General features: G+C 69.8%; 19 protein-coding genes. 9 read left to right on the top strand and 10 right to left on the bottom strand.

Going from position 1 to position 18,164, the window contains the following annotated elements; all coding sequences use genetic code 11:
* Window positions 1–122: 122 nt before the first annotated feature.
* Together RS901_RS22495 and RS901_RS22490 are read left to right on the top strand one after the other, a co-directional pair.
* On the top strand, window positions 123–551 hold the full coding sequence (locus tag RS901_RS22495; RefSeq protein WP_316156042.1) for a polyhydroxyalkanoate granule-associated phasin: 429 nt from the start codon (window positions 123–125) through the stop codon (window positions 549–551).
* Window positions 552–755: 204 nt separating this feature from the next.
* Window positions 756–2,327: a histidine kinase N-terminal 7TM domain-containing protein gene (locus RS901_RS22490; protein ID WP_316156040.1), complete on the top strand. Its 1,572-nt coding sequence runs from the start codon at window positions 756–758 to the stop codon at window positions 2,325–2,327.
* A gap of 9 nt (window positions 2,328–2,336) precedes the next feature.
* On the opposite strand, the gene ubiT is transcribed toward RS901_RS22490, so the two are convergent.
* Genes ubiT through ubiU form a run of 3 tightly spaced genes read right to left on the bottom strand, consistent with a single transcriptional unit; the run spans window position 2,337 to window position 4,824 of the window.
* Window positions 2,337–2,801, bottom strand: coding sequence for a ubiquinone anaerobic biosynthesis accessory factor UbiT (gene ubiT / locus RS901_RS22485; RefSeq protein WP_114134076.1), 465 nt, complete (start codon window positions 2,799–2,801; stop codon window positions 2,337–2,339).
* A complete protein-coding gene (locus RS901_RS22480) occupies window positions 2,798–3,730 on the bottom strand; it encodes a U32 family peptidase (protein WP_316156037.1) in 933 nt (310 codons plus the stop codon). Before RS901_RS22480 ends, ubiT begins: the two co-directional genes overlap by 4 nt.
* Window positions 3,731–3,777: 47 nt before the next feature.
* Window positions 3,778–4,824, bottom strand: a complete 1,047-nt coding sequence (ubiU, locus tag RS901_RS22475) for a ubiquinone anaerobic biosynthesis protein UbiU (RefSeq protein WP_316156035.1) — start codon at window positions 4,822–4,824, stop codon at window positions 3,778–3,780.
* 267 nt (window positions 4,825–5,091) lie between these two features.
* Between ubiU and RS901_RS22470 the strand changes: the two genes are divergently transcribed.
* The gene (locus RS901_RS22470; RefSeq protein ID WP_316156033.1) at window positions 5,092–6,261 is read left to right on the top strand and encodes a nitronate monooxygenase family protein; all 1,170 of its coding nucleotides are present in this window, start codon (window positions 5,092–5,094) and stop codon (window positions 6,259–6,261) included.
* 11 nt (window positions 6,262–6,272) lie between these two features.
* Here RS901_RS22470 and RS901_RS22465 read toward each other — a convergent pair whose 3' ends face one another.
* Window positions 6,273–7,601: a hypothetical protein gene (locus RS901_RS22465; RefSeq protein WP_316156031.1), complete on the bottom strand. Its 1,329-nt coding sequence runs from the start codon at window positions 7,599–7,601 to the stop codon at window positions 6,273–6,275.
* Between the two features lie 313 nt (window positions 7,602–7,914).
* Here RS901_RS22465 and RS901_RS22460 point away from each other — a divergent pair, with 313 nt between their 5' ends.
* The 4 genes from RS901_RS22460 to RS901_RS22445 all read left to right on the top strand — a co-directional run bounded on the left by RS901_RS22460 (window position 7,915) and on the right by RS901_RS22445 (window position 11,305).
* Window positions 7,915–9,939 (top strand): type IV pili methyl-accepting chemotaxis transducer N-terminal domain-containing protein, encoded by a 2,025-nt coding sequence (locus tag RS901_RS22460; protein ID WP_316156029.1) that lies wholly within the window; start codon window positions 7,915–7,917, stop codon window positions 9,937–9,939.
* Window positions 9,936–10,592: a response regulator gene (locus tag RS901_RS22455; RefSeq protein ID WP_114134071.1), complete on the top strand. Its 657-nt coding sequence runs from the start codon at window positions 9,936–9,938 to the stop codon at window positions 10,590–10,592. Before RS901_RS22460 ends, RS901_RS22455 begins: the two co-directional genes overlap by 4 nt.
* Window positions 10,593–10,793: 201 nt before the next feature.
* Window positions 10,794–10,952 carry a DUF3309 family protein gene (locus tag RS901_RS22450; protein WP_013953922.1) on the top strand — a complete coding sequence of 53 codons (159 nt, stop codon included), beginning with the start codon at window positions 10,794–10,796 and terminating at the stop codon, window positions 10,950–10,952.
* A 164-nt stretch (window positions 10,953–11,116) separates the two neighbouring features.
* Entirely contained in the window at window positions 11,117–11,305 is a 189-nt protein-coding gene (locus RS901_RS22445; protein WP_316156024.1) for a DUF3008 family protein, read from the top strand.
* Window positions 11,306–11,378: 73 nt separating this feature from the next.
* Here RS901_RS22445 and RS901_RS22440 read toward each other — a convergent pair whose 3' ends face one another.
* The 3 genes from RS901_RS22440 to RS901_RS22430 all read right to left on the bottom strand — a co-directional run bounded on the left by RS901_RS22440 (window position 11,379) and on the right by RS901_RS22430 (window position 13,531).
* On the bottom strand, window positions 11,379–12,095 hold the full coding sequence (locus RS901_RS22440) for a ParB-like protein (protein ID WP_316156022.1): 717 nt from the start codon (window positions 12,093–12,095) through the stop codon (window positions 11,379–11,381).
* Window positions 12,067–12,501, bottom strand: a complete 435-nt coding sequence (locus RS901_RS22435) for a hypothetical protein (RefSeq protein WP_316156020.1) — start codon at window positions 12,499–12,501, stop codon at window positions 12,067–12,069. Before RS901_RS22435 ends, RS901_RS22440 begins: the two co-directional genes overlap by 29 nt.
* 172 nt (window positions 12,502–12,673) lie before the next feature.
* Entirely contained in the window at window positions 12,674–13,531 is an 858-nt protein-coding gene (locus tag RS901_RS22430) for an SDR family oxidoreductase (RefSeq protein ID WP_316156018.1), read from the bottom strand.
* Window positions 13,532–13,874: 343 nt separating this feature from the next.
* On the opposite strand from RS901_RS22430, the gene RS901_RS22425 reads away from it, so the two are divergent.
* Entirely contained in the window at window positions 13,875–14,939 is a 1,065-nt protein-coding gene (locus RS901_RS22425) for a BON domain-containing protein (RefSeq protein WP_316156016.1), read from the top strand.
* A 7-nt stretch (window positions 14,940–14,946) separates the two neighbouring features.
* Window positions 14,947–15,582: a ParB-like protein gene (locus RS901_RS22420; protein WP_316156015.1), complete on the top strand. Its 636-nt coding sequence runs from the start codon at window positions 14,947–14,949 to the stop codon at window positions 15,580–15,582.
* Between the two features lie 139 nt (window positions 15,583–15,721).
* Here the strand turns inward: RS901_RS22420 and RS901_RS22415 are convergent, their stop codons facing one another.
* From RS901_RS22415 to RS901_RS22405, 3 genes are all read right to left on the bottom strand, one after another.
* Window positions 15,722–16,288 carry a low affinity iron permease family protein gene (locus RS901_RS22415; RefSeq protein WP_316156013.1) on the bottom strand — a complete coding sequence of 189 codons (567 nt, stop codon included), beginning with the start codon at window positions 16,286–16,288 and terminating at the stop codon, window positions 15,722–15,724.
* Window positions 16,289–17,103: 815 nt separating this feature from the next.
* Window positions 17,104–17,577 (bottom strand): PRC-barrel domain-containing protein, encoded by a 474-nt coding sequence (locus tag RS901_RS22410; protein ID WP_316156012.1) that lies wholly within the window; start codon window positions 17,575–17,577, stop codon window positions 17,104–17,106.
* 88 nt (window positions 17,578–17,665) lie between these two features.
* Window positions 17,666–18,040, bottom strand: coding sequence for a hypothetical protein (locus RS901_RS22405; protein ID WP_316156010.1), 375 nt, complete (start codon window positions 18,038–18,040; stop codon window positions 17,666–17,668).
* Between the last annotated feature and the right edge of the window lie 124 nt (window positions 18,041–18,164).

Raw genomic sequence — 18,164 nt, 5'->3', positions numbered from 1 at the left:
CCGGCATGGCGATGCGCGCCGTTACCGCATAAGCTAGTCTGGGTGCCGCCCGCATCGCGGCATCGCCGTGTGCAGCAACTGCCGCCCCACTGCGCGCACGCCCACCACCGGAGATTCCCGCGATGATGACCGCAACGCAAGCCTTCTGGCCGCTCGGCTTCTGGCCGTTTCCCACCTTCTTCTCCGGCTCGCACCAGTTTGAGGCGATGCAGGCCGACCTGTCGGACAACTGGCGCCGCATGGCCGAGCTCAACCTGGAGTTCGCCCGCGCCGTGTATGAAGAATTGCAGTTCGATGCCATGGGCTCGATCCTTGCGCCGGAGCCAGAGGCCTTCTACGCGCGCGAGATTGCCTGCGAGCTGCCGCTGATCGGCGGCCCGCTGCACTATGCGTCGGCCATGCTGGAGCTGTGCGCCCGGGCCCAGCAGAAATGGATCGATGGCTGGGGCCACCTGCTGACGCAGGGCCTGATGCCTGACTGGCAAGGCATGCAAAGGAACGTCACCGACATCCCCTTCTGGCTGGTCCGCGAAACCCCGCGGCCGGCATGACCCGGCCACCCCCGCCTTGCGCCGTCGCGGCGATCATCCCGAACTGATCGCTCGACGCCAGGTGGTGGGGCGCCCCGCGCCCCACCACCTGTTGCATCGGCGCACCCACAGCCAAGCCAGCCGCGCAGCCCGGTATCATGCTGGCTGACGAGATCGCGGATCGCCGGAACCAACGCCCGGGTCTCGGGACGCGCTCCGCCCTCAATGCCCTCATCCCTGGTTCTCCTGCTTACCGTCGCCGTGGTTGCCTGCATCGGCATGGCCATCGCCACCTGGCCGCGGCGCGACGATCCGACCGTCCAGGCGTTCCTGGTGCTGGCATTCGGCGCGGCGACCTGGAGCGGCGGCCGCCTGCTCGAGATCAGCGCCACGGACCTGGAGGGGCGCATCCTGTGGGCCAAGATCCAGTACCTCGGGATTGTCGCCGTGCCGATCGGCTGGCTGGTGGCAATGGTGCACCTGAGCCGCCCGCGCTATGTGGTGCCCTGGTCCAGGCTGTGGCTGCCCGTGCTGGTGGCCGTGGTCACCGTGGTGATGGTCTTCACCAACGAGCGCCACCGGCTGATCTGGCCGCGCATCACGCTGATGCCTCCCGGCGTATTGCCCGGCGCGGTGTTCGACCATGGCATCGGCTATGCCGCGGTGGCCGTCTGGTCGTACCTGCTGCTGGGGGTGAGCCTGTATTTCCTGGTCACGGCCGAAGTGCCCAACGGGTCCTTGTCGCGCCGGGGCCGCGCCATCCTGGCGTCGGGCCTGGCCCTGCCCCTGGTTGCCAATGTCGCCTACCTCAACCGCTGGACCGGGCAGCTGGGCGGGGACCTGACGCCGGCGACATTCTCGCTGATGGCCACGCTGGTCTGGTTCTGCGCCCTGCGCACGCACCTTGACGACATCGGCCACTACGCCCGCCTGCGGGTGTTCGATGCCCTCAGCGAAGGCTGCGTGATCGTCGACAGCCATGGTGTCATCGTCGAATTCAATCCGGCCGCGGCGCAGCTCTGGCCGGCCCTGCGCCGCGGCGATCCCCTGCCCTCCGGCTGGGACGCAGCGCTGCAGCACTCGCCTGCCGACACAGCCAGCCTCGCGGCCACGCCTTTCGTGCCGCCGGGCGCCCCCTTCGAGCTTACGGTGGAGCGGGTCGCCCGACTGGACGGCAGGCAGATCGGCAGCCTGCTGTTCCTGCGCGACATCAGCCGCTTCCAGTCGCGTGAGCTGGCCCTGACCGCGCGGCTCGGCCAGACCGAAGAGCAGTTGTGGCAGGTGCAGGCCGACCTGGACATCGACGCCCTGACCGGCATCCGCAACCGGCGCTACTTCCAGCGCGAGTCGATCGCGGCCGTGACCCGGGCGTGCGAGCGCAACCAGGCGCTGGGCCTGCTGATCCTGGATGTGGACCAGTTCAAGCAATACAACGACCTGCATGGCCACGTGGCCGGCGACGACTGCCTGCGGCAGATTGCCGGCGCCCTGACCCGCACGCTGTCCGGCGAGCAGTTCTGCGCCCGGCTGGGCGGCGAGGAATTCGCGGCGGTGCTGCCCGGCGCCACGCGCGACGAGACCCGTGACGTGGCGCGCCGCATGGTGGCCGTTGTGCGCGATCTCGGCATCGCGCACAACGGCACGCCGGTGCAGCCGGTGGTCACCATCAGCGTGGGCGCGGTCTGCGCCGTGCCGGAAGCGCCGCGGCTGGAGCCGCTGCTGCACCGCGCCGACAGTGCGATGTACCGGGCCAAGCGCGCGGGACGCAACCGCTTCATGCTGGACGGCGACGCCTGAGCGCCACGGCTACGACGCCGCACCGGCCCGCCCCACGGTGGCCCCGTGCAAGGCCACCAGCCGCGCCGCGGCCTGGCTGACCCATGCGGGCCGCGGCGCCGCATCGAGCCAGTATTTGACCTCCAGGCCCAGCGCGGTATCGCCGCTGATCACCAGCCGGCGCTGGAAGAACAGCGTGTCGGTATCGGCCTCGCCGCCCAGCAGGCGCAGGTAGTCGACCGCGCAGGCACGCAGCGTCAGCTCAGGCTCGGCATCCGGCGCCGCGGCACGAAAGCGCCCGCCTTCGCAGCGGAACGGCACGGCCAGCCCAAGATCCTGCACCGTCAGCAGGAAGGCATGTCCGTCCAGTGCGGCTGGCGGCTCCAGCCATCCCGCCCGGCGCGCCAGTTCCAGCGCCGCCACCAGCGGCAGCGCCCGGGCACGGGCGGGCATGCGCCGGTGCACGCCCGCGATCAGCTTGTGCAGCGCGCTCATGCCCGGGCCTCCCAGGCAATGCCCGCGCTGCCGTGCCAGTAGCCATTGCAGGGCTGGGCGCCGGCCGGCGTGATGCCGCTGGCAGCGGGTGCCTGCTCACCTGCACGAATCGCCGCGAGTTGTTGCACCACCTGCAGCGTGCCGGATGAATGCGGGCTCACGCGCAGCATCCCCACCCCCATCCGCGCCATCGACAACGCCTCTGCGCACAGGTCCAGACAGGTGGCGCTCTGCGTCTGCACGCCGTTGAGCGTGAAGAACGCCTGCCCTTCGCCGGTGGCGGCCACCAGGCCGTCGGGATAATCCATGCAGCGGAACTCGCAACTGTCCTTGCGCAGCCGATGGTGGCGCGCGGTAAAGCAGCGCGCCGAGAATGCCAGCGGCAGGCGGCCCCAGACAAAGGCTTCCAAACGCATGCCAGTGGGGCGCGCCGCTGCCAGCGCGGCCAGCGTGGCGCCGTCCATTTCCACCGGCGCGACGCAGCCAGCCGCGCCCAGCCCGGCCAGCCACGCCAGCGTATCGGCGTGGTAGACATTGAGGTGGGGGCCGCCGACAAAGGGCCGCCCTGCCATGCAGCGCACCGCGCCCAGATCGTTGGCCTCGACCAGGTAGTCGTCCTGCGCGCAGGCGCGCCGCATCCAGGCGATATCGGTGTCGGACTCCACCAGCACCGGCGTCGACAGCACCACCTCCTTGCCGGCATCGCGCAGCATCTGCGCAATCTCCAGCCATTGCGCATGGCGGACTTCATGGCGGCGCGTGCAGACGGTCTCGCCGAGGTAGACGCGGTCGACCGGCGCATCGGCGACCGACGCATAGAACTGCATCACGGCCTCGCGCGGCCAGTAGTACAGCAGCGGACCCAGGGCGATGCCGAAGTCGGGCATCGCTACGGCTTGCGGCATCGCGGCCGCGGCAATCTCTGGCATGGGAAGCTCCATCATGGCCGGTTCAATGCAGATCGATGTCATGGGTGTCACCGCCATGGCCGGTCGTAGGCGCCTTGCGTGACCTGGTCGCCTTCGGCATGGCGCCCCAGCGTGCTCTGCCACTCTTGCCGCGGCACGAAACGCGCCGGATCGGCGCAGGCCGCGTCGATGGCCGCGCGCAGCACGCCGACCACATCGCCCACATAGCGCGGGCTGCGCTGCCGGCCTTCGATCTTGATGGCGGCAATGCCCATGTCGATCAACGCCGGCAGCAGCGACAGCGCATTGAGGCTGGTCGGCTCTTCCAGCACGTAGCCGCGCTCGCCCTCCACCGCGAAGCGGCCCTTGCACAGCGTGGGATAGCCGGCCGGCTCGCCCGGCGCATAGCTGTCGATCAGGATGCCCGACAGCCGCGCCTGCATGGTGCCGTCCTGCTCGGTCCAGCGCACCGCGTGCGCGGGCGAGCAGACGCCCTTGTTGTTGGGCGAGTCGCCGGTGGCGTAGGACGACAGCAGGCAGCGCCCCTCGGCCATCACGCACAGGCTGCCGAAGCCGAACACCTCCAGCTCCACGCTGGTCTGGCGCGCCAGCTTGCCGATCTGCGCCAGCGACAGCACGCGCGGCAGCACCACGCGGCGGATATGGAAGCGCTCGCGCATCAGCTCGATGGCGTCGGCGTGCGTGGCCGAGCCCTGCACCGACAGGTGCAGCCGCAACTCAGGATGGCGCTCGCTCGCATAGCCCATCAGGCCGGCGTCAGCCATGATGACCGCGTCGGCGCCAAGGTCCGCCGCCGCATCGACCGCGCGCTGCCATTGGGCCACCGCGCCCATCTGGGCGAAGGTGTTGATGGCGAACAGCACCTCGGCGCCGCGCGCGTGGGCTTCGGCCACGCCGGTGCGGATGTCGGCCTCGGTAAAGTTCAGGCCGCCGAAGTTGCGCGCGTTGGTGGCATCGCGCAGGCCCAGGTAGACCGCGTCGGCGCCGTGCTGCAGCGCCATGCGCAGGGCCGCCAGCGAACCGGCGGGCGCAACAAGCTGGGGCCGGCGCGGCACGCTCGCCGCGGCGGATGGGGCTGGGGAGGCAGGGGTCATCGGTGATGGCGCCGGCGGCGGCGCGAAGATGAAGACAGCGGCCGATGCTAGCCAAGCGCTTGCAGCAGGGGCTTGACCGCGCGCAAACCCACGCCAACGGCACACCGCCCGCGTTGGCCTATGCCGGTTGGCGTAGGCCGATGGCAGGCCACCACCGCGCGCTTGACCTGCAGCAAACGCCGGCCCGTGCCGCTGTGCCACGCTTGCCCGGTCATCCCCGCGGCTGGCCGCACGCCGGCCCCGCGCCCATCCCCTTCCGGAGACTTTATGAATCAACCCTGGCTCAAGCTGGCCGGCCGCCGCCTGCTGCCCATCGTGCAGGGCGGCATGGGCATCGGCATCTCGGCCCACCGGCTGGCCGGCGCCGTCGCGCGCGAGAACGGCGTCGGCACCATCGCCAGCATCGACCTGCGCCACCACCACCCCGACCTGATGGAACGCACCCGCGGCAGCCGTGACAAGCCCGCCATCGAAGCCGCCAACCTCGAAGCGCTGGATCGCGAGATCCGTGCCGCGCGCACGGCGTCCGAGGGCCGCGGGCTGATCGCCGTCAACGTGATGAAGGCCGTGGGCTCGCACGCCGCGCTGGTGCGGCAATCCTGCGAAAGCGGCGCCGATGCCATCGTCATGGGCGCCGGCCTGCCGCTGGACCTGCCCGAACTGACCGCCAGCCACCCCAGGGTGGCGCTGATCCCGATCCTGTCCGAGGCACGCGGCATCGGCCTGGTGCTGCGCCGCTGGATGAAGAAGGGCCGGCTGCCCGATGCCATCGTGATCGAGCACCCGGCGCATGCCGGCGGCCACCTGGGCGCGGCCACCATCCAGGACTTGTCAGAGCCGCGCTTCTCGTTTTCGCGCGTGCTGGCCGAATGCCGCGAGCTGTTTGCGCAGCTGGGACTGGCCTGGGACAGCATTCCGCTGATCCTGGCCGGCGGCATCGACAGCCATGCCAAGGTGCGCCACTGGCTGGGCGAGGGCGCCGCCGCGGTGCAGCTGGGCACCGCCTTCGCCGTGACAGAGGAATGCGATGCCCACCCGGCTTTCAAGCAGGTGCTGGCCACGGCGCGGCCCGAGACCCTGCGCGAGTTCACCAGCGTGGCCGGGCTGCCCGCGCGCGCGGTGCTGACGCCGTGGCTGTCGCGCTACCTGTCGAGCGAGTCGCGGCTGCAGCGCCGCGCCAAGCCGCGTGAATGCCTGGAGGGCTTCGACTGCCTGCAAGCGTGCGGGCTGCGTGACGGCATTGCCCGCATCGGCCAGTTCTGCATCGACCTGAAGCTGGCGCAGGCCGTGCGCGGCGACGTGGAGCGCGGCCTGTTCTTTCGCGGCCGGGGTGCGCTGCCCTTCGGCGAAGCCATTCGTCCGGTGGCGGAGCTGATGCACTACCTGCTGACCGGGGAAAAGCCTGCGGGGCTGACGCAAGCCCCGGCACCAGCCTGACGGCTGCAGCCTCACACCTGGCGCTGGCTGCCCCTGGCAGATCCGGCCATATGGCGCGGCGGCAACCCGCCGCGCTTGCGCATCTGCCGCATGCAGCGCAACGCTCCCAGCAGCTGCCACCCCAGCCACGCACTGGCGCCCGCCAGCAGCAGGCCGCCAGCGCGGGTCAGCGGCGCCGGCGCCAGCGGCACCGCCAGCAGCAGCGCGTAGGCCGCCAGCAGCAGCCATGCCTGCTGCCGTTGCCGTCCCGGCACGATAATGGCCTGCATGGCCGGCACCCGCGCGCGCGGCGGCAGCAGCCGGCGCAGGTGCAGCCAGGCCAGGAACGGCACGATCTTGCCGAGCATGGCCGTGACCGGCAGCACGCCCACGCCGACCAGCACCATGGTGCCGGCCCACCATGCCAGCGGCAGCCCGGTGGCGGGCAGCACCACTGCTGCCGCCCCCAGCAGCGCCGCGCCCACCATGCTGGCGCATGCCACCAGCCAGAGCAGCCACAGCGGATCATGGCGCCGCCGCGCGCGCAGGGTGCCGGCCAGCCCGCACCCGCCCACCACCGCCACGAACGCCAGCCACGCGAGCAGCGCGCCGTGCGCCAGTGCCCGGTGATCCGGCCACAGCATTGCCGCGGCGCTGAACAGCGCCAGCGGCAACCAGTGCGCCATGGGCAGCCAGCGCCCGATCGCCGGCGGCAAGCGCGGAGCCTGCCAGAACATCGGCAGCACGGTGGTGGCCACGCCGGTCACCAGCGCGGCCAGCCAGCCGCCCAGTGCCCACGCCATATGCAGGCCAAGCCAGCGCGTCACCGGCACGTGCCACCAGCCGCCGAAGGTGCCGGCCAGCACCATGCCGCACAGCACCGCGACCATCAGCGGCGCGCCGATGCCGGCAAGGGTGCGCGTGGTGGCATCCACTGCGGCCACGCGCCGGCCAGCGGCCAGCAGGATGGCCCCGGCCAGCAACAGGATCACGGCCACGGCCGCCGCCGCCTGCATCGCCACAGGCTCGCCGCCGAGCAGGCCAATGCCCAGGGCGGTGGCCACGCCGGCGCCGGCCGCGGCGATGAACGGCGCAAGCAGACCCGCACCTGGCACGGCCACGCGTGCCACCACCGGCATCGTCTGGAACAGCGCGCCCACCATGACCGGCAGCAGCATGCCCAGCGCCAGCACATGCACCGCCACCAGCGCCAGTGGCGCAAAGCGGTCCGGCAAGCCGTCGGGCGGACCGGCGGCAAGCAAGACGCCCGCCGCGGCGCCAAGCCACGGCGCCGGCATCAGGCAGCCGAACACCACTGCCAGGCGCGGGGCGCGTTCGTAGTCGAAACTGGCTGCCTTCAAGCGCTTCTCCCATCAATGTTGACCGGATGCTAGGCCAGGGCAGGTCGTGGGGATTTGACCGCAGATAAGTCCGACGGTATATCCCCGCCCCATGCGGCGGATCGATATATCACGACGTGACAGGTCTGGTGGGATCCGCCGATGCGCAGCCGACCGCACATACACCACACCGAAGCCGGGTTTTCTTGATCTGGCGCAGGAAGCCCCGCCTGCTGCGCAGGGAAAATGGCTTCCACTGCCAGCGCACAGCGATGCACGCGCTGGCCGCCGGGCCACCACCCGGCTTCCCCGACTGGTAGCCCCCGATACCGCCATGTTCCGAACCGATCCTCCAGCCGCCAGCGCCACGGCGGCCTCCGGCGCTGCCGGCCTGCCGGCGCTGCGCGACCGCCTTTCCACCCGCATCATCTCGCTCTCGCTGGCCGTGCTGCTGGTGGTGCTGGGCATGATTGCCGGCACGCTGTGGCTGTCATGGAAGCTGGAAGGCGCGGGTGCCGCCATCAATGACGCCGGCAGCTTGCGCATGCGCGCCAACCGCGTGGCGATCGAACTGACGCTGGCACAGGCGCGCCAGGACAATGCACTGGCCGAACAGGTGCAGACGCTGGACGCCACGCTGGCCCTGCTCAGGAAAGGCGACGCGGCGCGCCCGCTGTTCCTGCCGGACGAACCTGCCATCCATGCGCAGATGACCCGTGTCACGCAAGACTGGCGACAACGGCTGCGCCCGCTGGCGGTGGCCGGACCGGGCATCGACGCCGCGCCGGCACGCTATATCGCCGCACTGCCCGGCTTCGTCGCGCAGGCCGATCGCCTGGTCGGCATGATCGAGCATGACAGCGCGCGCAAGACCGACTTGCTGCGCGTGTCGCAGCTCGCGCTGGCGGCAATGGCCTGCGTGGGGACCGTGGCCGTGATCTACCTGCTCTACCTGTGGATCATCCTGCCGGTGCTGCGGCTGCAGGATGGCCTGCGGCGCATGGCCGCGCGCGAGTTCTCGCTGCGCCTGCCGGTGGAAAGCCGCGACGAGTTCGGCACCCTAAGCGAAGGCTTCAACCGCATGGCCGGCGAACTGCAGGGGCTGTACCACGACCTGGAGACGCGCGTGGCGCAGAAGACCGCGGAGCTGGAGCGCCAGAACCGCGACCTCGAGACGCTCTACGACATGGCGGCCTTCCTGAACCAGGCCGCCGATGCCGAGGCCATGGCGCGCGGCTTCCTGGAGCGCGTGATGCGCCAGTTCGATGCCGATGGCGGCAGCGTGCGCGTGCTGGACAGCCGCCACGGCAGGATGCACCTGCTGGCTGCCGCCGGCCTGCCGGCCGCGCTGGCGGAATCCGAATCCTGCGCGGCGGCCAACGCCTGCCATTGCGGCGACGCCACGCGCGAGGCCGTGGTCGCCATCGTCGACCTGCGCGCGGCGCAGCGCCAGGGCGCCGCCGCGGATGCCACGCCCTGCAGCCGCAACGGCTTCCAGTCGCTGGCGGCCTTCCGCATCGAAAGCCAGCGCGGCGCCACCGGCGTGTTCGCGCTGCACTTCCGCACGCCGCGCGCGCTGCCCCCGTCAGACCGCCAGATGCTGGAAACACTGGGCCAGCACCTTGGCACCGCGCTGGAACACCTGCGCCTGTCCGCGACCGCGCGCCAGCTGGCGGTGGTGGAAGAGCGCAACCTGGTGGCGCAGGGCCTGCACGACAGCATTGCGCAGGGCCTGAACTACCTGAACCTGCAGGTGCAACTGCTGGACGCCGCGGTCGAGCGCGACGACCTGGCCGAGACCCGCGAGATCGTGCCGATGCTGCGCCACGGCGTGGAAGAGAGCTACCAGGACGTGCGCGAGCTGCTGAACAACTTCCGCTCGCGGCTCGGCACCGGCGAGCTGCGCCCGGCCGTGGAAGAGACCGTGGGCCGCTTTCGCCGCCAGTGCCGCACCGAGGCCACGCTCTCCATTGACGAGAGCGGCGGCGCCTGGCCGTTGGCGCCGGAGCAGCAGCTGCAGGTGCTGTTCATCCTGCAGGAGGCGCTCTCCAATGTGCGCAAACACGCCATGGCGGCGCACGTGGCGGTGGCGCTCAGCCACGGCCGCGATTTCCGGCTGGTGGTGCAGGACGACGGCGAGGGCTTCGACCCCGAGGAACTTGCCACGCGCGCCGAAGCGCATATCGGCCTGAACATCATGCGCGAGCGCGCGGCGCGGCTGGGGGCGCAGCTGCACGTGCAGGCCCGCCCCGGCCACGGCGTTCGCATCGAACTGGTGCTGCCTGCCGGCCGCGCTTCGGGCGCCCGCGAGCTCGCCGACACCCGCCCCGCCCCCACGACCACCGAGACCCAGCCATGACCATCCGCATCCTGCTGATCGACGATCACACCCTGTTCCGTTCCGGCATCCGCGCACTGCTGCAGCGGCAGGCCGATTTCGAGATCGTCGACGAAGCCGCCGACGGCGTGGAAGGCATCAAGCGCGCCAAGCAGCACCGCCCCGACGTGATCCTGCTGGACCTGAACATGCCCGGCCTGTCCGGCCTGGAGGCCCTGCAGCTGCTGGTGGAGGACCTGCCGCAGACCGCCGTGATCGTGCTGACCGTGTCGGAAGAAGCCGAGGAACTGGCCGCCGCGCTGCGCGGCGGCGCGCGCGGCTACCTGATCAAGAATATCGAGACTGAGGCGCTGATCGCCGGCATCCGCCGTGCCGCGGCCGGCGAGCCGGTCATCTCCGACAGCATGACCGCCAAGCTGGTGGCCCAGTTCCGCGCACCCGCACCGGTGGCCGCGGCACGCCAGGACGAAGCGCCACGTCTGACCGCGCGCGAGCGCGAGATCGTGCAGGGCCTGGCGCGCGGCGAAAGCAACAAGGAGATCGCGCGCGACCTGGGCGTGGCGGAAAGCACGGTGAAGATCCACGTGCAGAACATCCTGAAGAAGCTGAACCTGGCCAGCCGCGTGCAGGTGGCCGTCTATGCCGTCGAGCACGGGCTGAACGCAGCGTGCTGAACGCGGCGCAGCGTCCGCCACGACGGCCCTGCATGTGCCCCACACACCCCAGCGTCGTCCGATTCCTACACCGATTTCAGCCCTAGTCCGGGGGGATGCCGGCGCCCCCTGATCTAGGCTGAACAGTAAGCAGTTGGCTCTCCGAGGCCACCCCGGTCCGGAAGCCCCCGGCTTGCCAGATCCACGAACAAGGAGCACGCCATGGGAATCGGCACCATCCTCCTGATCATTCTTGTCCTGCTGCTGCTCGGCGCGCTGCCGGCCTGGCCCTACAGTTCCGGCTGGGGTTACTGGCCTAGCGGCGGCCTGGGCCTGATCGTCCTGATCGTGGTGCTGCTCGTGGTGCTTGGCCGGATCTAGTGTTTCCCGGCCAGCCTGCGGGCGATGCACGCCGGCACGCGCACGCAGCGGCGCCGGCGCGGGTCGACCCTTGTCGCTGCCGCGCCGGCGCCCGCCCTATAACAAAGCGCGGGCGTGTGCCACCAATTCGCCCGGTTCCTTCCCCCTTTCGCAAGGAGACTCAGATGCCAGCCAAATCCAAGGCGCAACAGCAGGCCGCGGGAGCGGCGCTCTCCGCAAAGCGCGGCGAAAAGAAGGCCGGATCGCTCAAGGGACCTTCCCGCTCGATGTATAAGTCGATGAGCGAAAAGGAACTCGACAAGATGGCTTCGACCAAGACCAGGAGCCTGCCGAAGCACAAGTCAGACAGTTGATCGGCAAGCTTGCTCTCTCTCCCGCACGGGAGAGAGAGCAAGCCCAGGCGGGCCGCCAGGGCCTGCCACCTGCTTATCCGGCACCGCCCTTCTTTTCCCCGACTCTCCCCCTCACCGGCCCGCCGCAATAGCCCGGCAGCCGTCTTGCCCGGGCGCTGCGCGCCAGCCGGATCGACTCCGCCAGCGCCAGCCCGAATCCCGCAACGCTGCCCAGGTCCTGTTCCACCCGCTCGCGCAGGAAGCCGGCCCATGAGAATTCGCCGGCAGTGCTGCCAGGCTTGCGGTAGGCCCCAGCCTCGCGCGCAAAGGCCGCCAGGCTGCGATAGGGATCGTCGCGTATGCCCCGCACGGTGGACGGCAGCGCCTTCGGGCCCAGCAGCTTGCCGTGCTCGTCATAGGGATGGACATGGCCGAGACGGCGCATCCGCTTCCAGAACGCCGACGGGCTCAGGCGGCTGAAGTCATGCAGCACGCGCACGGGTGCCTGCTCGTAGCCGAGATCCAGCCACGCCCGCGCCCAGTGATGGCGATCGACGATATAGAGGCCGCCGCCCGGCCCGGCCACGGTCCTGATGCGATGGCGGCGCATGAAGCGCCGCAGCGCCGCGTGGTCGTCCGGGTTCGCGTGGCGCTGCGTTACGTCCATCTTGTGGCTGACGTGCGCATAACCCAGCGTCAGCTGGGTCGGGCGCAGGCGCGCCAGTTCGGCAACGGCCATGTTGCGCGGCGCGCCGTGTCCAGCGCTGTCGGCAGCGCGGCGCTCAGTCGTGCCCGGCACGCTTCTGGTCAACGAAGTGCTCAAGCTCGCTGCCCGGGTCTTCGTTGCCGGTGCTCTCTTCGGCAACCGCCTCGCGTGCGAGCGGGCGCGGCCAGTATTCACCCTCGCCGTCTCGTATGGGCTCGCCGTGGCGGGCGGGATTGAAATCCGTCCACTGGCCGCATTCCCAGTTGCCTTGCGCGCGCTCCAGTCCGCTCGCCCCCGCTTCACGCAGCACGTCCACGGCAACGGAACCGAGGCCGTTGTTGACGCACGCCGCCAGCATGACGCGGTCCACCGCGCCGCTGTCCGGCGCACTGTCCTGCCCCACCGACATGATGGATACGTCCCACACGGAGAAGCCGCGCGCGAACAGGGTCCGTGCCACGTCTTCGGCCCTGGCAATCGAATCGAAACGTCCGGCTACGATCGATGACATGATGACTGACTCCCATGATGGTGGCGATGGTCATGACTGCTGTCATCCACATTGCAAGAGCCACGCCTGCGCCCACTGTGCGGCACGCCGCGCGCACGGCCTGCATGGCACACGCGCCGGCGTGCAATATTTGCAAAGGCGGCCCCGGAACTACATGCCTTGCCCTGGCGCCTCAGCCGTTGACGACCTCGCCGCCGTTGATGTGCAGGATCTGCCCGGTAATGTAGCTGGCCGCGTCCGATGCCAGGAACACAAAGCCCGCCGCCACCTCGAACGGTTGTCCCGGGCGGCCCATCGGCGTCTTCCTGCCAAACTCGGCCACTTCTTCCGCCGTGAAGGTCGACGGGATCAGCGGTGTCCAGATCGGGCCCGGTGCGACGCCGTTGACACGGATGCCGCGCTCGACCACCTGCAGCGCCAGGGAACGCGTGAACGACACGATCGCACCCTTGGTGGCGGAGTAGTCCAGCAGGTGCTTGCTGCCGCGATACGCGGTCACCGAGGTGGTGTTCAGTATCGACGCCCCCGCCTTCAGGTGTGGCAGCACCGCGCGCGTCAGGTGGAACATCGCAAACACATTGGTGCGGAAGGTGGCCTCCACCTGGCTGGGGTCGACTTCTTCCAGCGAGGCCTTGGGGTGTTGCTCGGCGGCATTGTTGACCAGGATATCGAGCTTGCCGTACTGCTGCAACGCCTGCCGCGCCACGGCCTCGGCATGCGCGTGGTCGGCGAGGTCACCGGCGATTGCCAGGCATTTGCGGCCAGCCCCCTCTACCAGCTCGACGGTCTCCCGCGCATCGGCATGCTCATCGAGATAGGCGATGGCGACATCGGCGCCTTCACGCGCAAAGGCCACAGCAATGGCCCGCCCGATGCCGCTGTCGCCGCCGGTGATCAGCGCCACGCGCCCGCGCAGCCGGCCGCTGCCGACGTAGTCCTCGGCACCCCTGTCCGGCTGTGGCCGCATGGCTGCCTCCAGGCCCGGCTGGCGCGACTGGTGCTGGGGCGGGATGCTGGTCGGTGTGGACATGGCTGGCTCCTGTCTGCGCGGCCGCATTGCGGCCCTTTCAGGTGTCGCGCAAGTTCCATGCCGCAAGCGGCGAGCCCACGCCACGCCGCAGTCCGCACGTCGTGGCCACTGCCCGCCGCCGTGGCTGGCAAGCCGCCCGCAAACCTTACATCGCCCGGCAATCCTTACAGCGCGCCATGCGCGCCAGCCAGCATGGCCTCGCCCGCGCACCGGGGCACGGATATTGCGGCCATGGCAGGCATGAACGTCACCGGACCGGCGTGCCTGCGGCAGTTGCCGCACCGGCCTGCCGCACCAGGCAGTGCGGCGGAGGACGCCCGGGCCCCACAGCCAGGAGGCAACCATGTTCAACTTCCGCAACGAGCGCAGCCGCAGCGGCCCCCGCAGCGGCACCGAAACGCAGCGCCGCGAGCGCGGCCCGGCGCAACGGATGCGCGACCAGGGCCAGGGCCGCGGCTCGGAGGACTGGGGACAGGAATGGGGTGAGGACTGGCGCGGCGACAGCAGCAGCCAATCCGCTCCTGCGGGCCGCGACAGCGAGTCCGCGCGCCATGGCGGCCCGTGGTACCAGCAGGACACGCCTGCCGGCCAGCGCCGCGGCAGTTGGGGCGAACAGGGCTATGGCGCGGCCGACACCGGCGGCACCGGCCATCCGTACAGCAGCGGCTACGGCGGCTACCGGCCGGCCCCGCAGGACAGCGGCTACCGCAGCGAAGAACGCGAATCGGGCTATGGCTACCGCGATGAAGACCGCTTCGGCCCGCGCGGACGCCGCAGCGAAGTCAGCGAAGCGGGCGACCCGCGCCAGCCTGGCCGTGCCTGGCACGGCGGAGAAGACTGGGGTGAACGCGGCGGCCGCGCCATGCACTGGCGCGAAGGCATGGAACGCGACCGCGCGCAGCGCGCCGGCCAGCCCAGCTATGGCGGCGGCTACTTTGGCGACGCCGGCAGCGGTGGCCAGTCGTACAGCGGCGGCCAGCGTGTGTACCCGGATGATCCGGGTTACCGGCGCTACGCACCTCATGCAACGCAAGCGGGAGCGCCAGGCGGCCAGCGCGCCGGGCGCCGCCCGGTTGGCCCCAAGGGCTACCACCGCGCCGATGAGCGCGTACGCGAGGACGTGTGCGAACGCCTGGCGATGAACCCGTATGTCGATGTCGGCGACGTCAGCGTGGAAGTGGCCAACGGCGTGGTGACGCTGGACGGCACCGTGCGCGAGCGCCGCGAGAAATACGTGATCGAGGACATTGCCGATGCCGTGTTCGGCGTCACCGAGGTGGACAATCGCCTGCACGTGCAGCGCCAGCCAGGCGCCGCGTGGGCGGCCGGCTCCGAGGTCGGCGGCGACGATGCGGCCGGCACGGAGGCTCCGGGGAACTCGCCCGAGCGCACGCTGAACAAGAGTTGATGCGCCCATGCGCCGCCAGCCTCGCAAGCTGCGCCCGGGCAGCAAGCTGATGGTGCCGCTGGATGCCCTGCGTCCCACCCAGATCACGGTAGGCGGCTACCACGTCGCGCAGAAGGTCCATGTCACCCGGCGCGTGCCCCCGGAACACCGCGCCGCGTTCCTGGACCGGCACCGCGTACGCCTGGTGATCGGCCCGGAACAGGCCCTGTATGTGGTCGATCACCATCACTGGGTGCGCGCCTGGCACGATCTCGGGCTCACCCATGTGCCGGGCCTGGTGCGCGCCGACCTGAGCGACCTGGACGTGCCGGCGTTCTGGCGCCACATGGTGGCCGAGCACATGGTCCATCCTTATGACGAGCACGGGCGCCGCCGTCCACTGACGGAATTGCCCGGCGGCATCCACGACATGCGCGACGACCCGTATCGCAGCCTGGAGGCCTTCGTGCAGCTGGCCGGCGGCTATCGCAAGGTCAAGACCGCCTATATGGATTTTCGCTGGGCCGACTATTTCCGCCGCCACGTGGCGGGCCCGTTCGACACCACGCATCACTTTGCCATCGCACTGGCGCAAGCGTTCCGACTGGCGCACGCCGCGGGCGCGCGCGGCCTGCCGGGCTATATCGGCCCATTGGGGTGCTGAGCAGGCTCAGCCGTCCTTGCCTGCTGTCAGCGACATGGCGCAAGCCACGCTATGGCGCGCCGGATGCCGTCGCCGTGGCGCTGGCTGCTTTGCTGGTGGCTCCCGCTCGACGGGGTGGGAGGGGCCGCATGGCGCCGGGCTAAGAGCGGGCCGCCACGGTGGGTGCGCGGCTCCCGGCATCGCTGCCGGCCAGCCGGCGCCCGCGCGCTGCGCGCGCCTGCCGCTTGGCGGCGTGGTTCTCGCGCGCCTCGTCCAGCGAATGGCTCGACTTGATACCGTCTTCCTTGTCAGCCAGCTCGGCCAGGTGGCGATAGAAGGTCACCAGCTGGCGCAGCTCTTCCTCATCCAGGTCCTCGATCGACACCAGCATGTTGCTGGCTTCGCGGTGCGAGGCGAGCAGTTCATTGAGCTTCAGGTGGACCGCGACCGCGTCCTTGTTCTGGCTCTGCTGGATCAGGAACACCATCAGGAAGGTGACGATGGTGGTGCCGGTATTGATGACCAGTTGCCAGGTCTCGGAATAGGCAAACAGTGGGCCGGTGATGGCCCATGCGGCTATCACGGCGACGGCCAGCACGAATGCGACGGGCGATCCGGCCTGGCGCGTGGCCGCGCCGGCGAAGTGGTCAAAGGCATGCAGGACGCCGTGCTTGCCGGACCCGGGTCGGTGGCCAACGCCTGGGGGGATTGGGCTGGAGTGGTTCATTGTTGCGCTCCGACAATGTGTTGGGTGTTTGTGATTGGTTGGTTTATGGCGGTTGGCGGTGTTGGTTGTTTGGCTTGGCCCGCTATGCGATCGTTTCGCGATCTTGGCGGGCGTGGGCTGTTTCGCCGGCGTAGCCGGCGACCTACTTCTTGTCCGAGCGACAAGAAGTAGGCAAGAAACGCGTCGCCTGGGCGGCTGGCCATCCATTTCACGGCGGGGGTGGTTCGGGCGGAGGTGATTTCCGTTCGATGGGGTTGGTGGTTCGACCCTGCTACGCACCCTGTCCGGTGCCTGCGTCGACGGACTATTGGACGAACCCGACTTTAGGCGGTTGGCAGCCTGCTAACCACCGCGTCGGTGGGACGCCTTCGGCTGCGCTTCGCGCCGGCCCTAACGTGGCAGAACGGCCACGTCCTGATTTGCGCTTTTGGCCCGGCATCATTTGCGACAGCGCCATGCGAGCGCAGCGAGGCACTCCGTGCCAGGGCACATAACCTGCGATACTGAGTGCGCGCAGCGCAGCCGAAGGCGTCCCACCAATTACCTGGTTAGTAGGCTGCCAATAGCCTAAAGTCGGGTTCGTCCAATAGTCCGTCGACGTAGGCACCAGACAGGGAGCGTAGCTGGGTCGAACGGGCAACCACGCCCAAACTGCAACCACCGCCGCCATATGACCAACACCGTGCAATTTATGGCCAGCCGCCCAGGCGACGCGCTCTTTGCCTACTTTCTGTCGCTCGGACAGAAAGTAGGTCGCCGGCTGCGCCGGCGAAACAGCCCACGCTAGTCAAGAGCCATAAACCGACCACTCCCCCTCACCCCCTCCTATCATCCCAAGGGTCATACCGATCCGCCTCCCAATAAGGCGAAATCCCGTAATACTGGTGAATGCTGGTAGCCCACTGCGAATCCGCCATGCTGGGCCAGTGGTCCTTGTCAAACCCCGGCGCGGCCTTGAGCCGGTCCCTTTCAACACCAAGCACAAAACACTTGCGCCGCGTGTCGAGCGTGAGTGCGGACCACGGCAAGGCAAAGAGCTTTTCCCCGATGCCAAGGAAGCCGCCCATGGCCAGAACCGCGTAGGCCACACGCCCGCCCAGCACGTCGATCATGATGTGGTCGATGGTGCCGATATCGTCGCCGGCGGGGTCAACCACCTTGTCGCCCTCAAGCGTGTCGGCTGCCATCACGAATGGGCCAGGGCCCGGGGAATCGCGGTCGATGCCGCCGACGATGGATGCGCCGTGCGGCGGCCGTTCTTCAGGGGGTTCAGGTTGGGCTCGGGTCATGGCTATCTCCGTTTGGCGGACCGCGGCGCAGGGGCACTGGGTAGGACCCCGCCGCGGCACCTGGACTCAGGGGTTGCGGACATGCGTTTCAGCGCTTGGTGGCCGACCCCTTGCGCTGGCCGGCCGGCTTGGCGCCCACGGGCTGCTTTTCGCTGCCCCGCTTGAGCTTCCAGTCGACGTCGTCGCGCGCGGTTTGCGTCTTCTTCTCGGCGTGCATGGCTGCGCTCGGCGAGATCGGGTCGCTGGCCGGGAACGTCATCTCCAGCGAGTCGTCCACGGCGGCCTGGTAGGTCTTGGCTTCCCTGCCCCGTTGCTTGTCGCCGGCGGCGGCCTTGCTGCCTGCGCCGGCCTTGCCTGCCGATGGCCCGCTCACGCGGGCAGCCCGGGACTTGTCGGATTTCGCGCCGGACGGCTTGTGAGCAGCCTGCATGGCCTTGTCGGATTTGCGGCTGGTTTTGGGCATGGTTTGTACCCTCCTTGGTTGGGTCATTCATCCATGCAAGGCGCGGGCCAGAAACGGGAGCGGCCAGGAGAGTGGCCGGGAGCGGTGCGGGCGCTGCCGTGACGCAGCCGGTATGGCGAGTGCG

The organism is Cupriavidus sp. BIC8F (assembly GCF_032465815.1).
GTDB classification, from domain to species: domain Bacteria; phylum Pseudomonadota; class Gammaproteobacteria; order Burkholderiales; family Burkholderiaceae; genus Cupriavidus; species Cupriavidus necator.
This window is presented reverse-complemented; position numbering and strand designations above follow the sequence as displayed.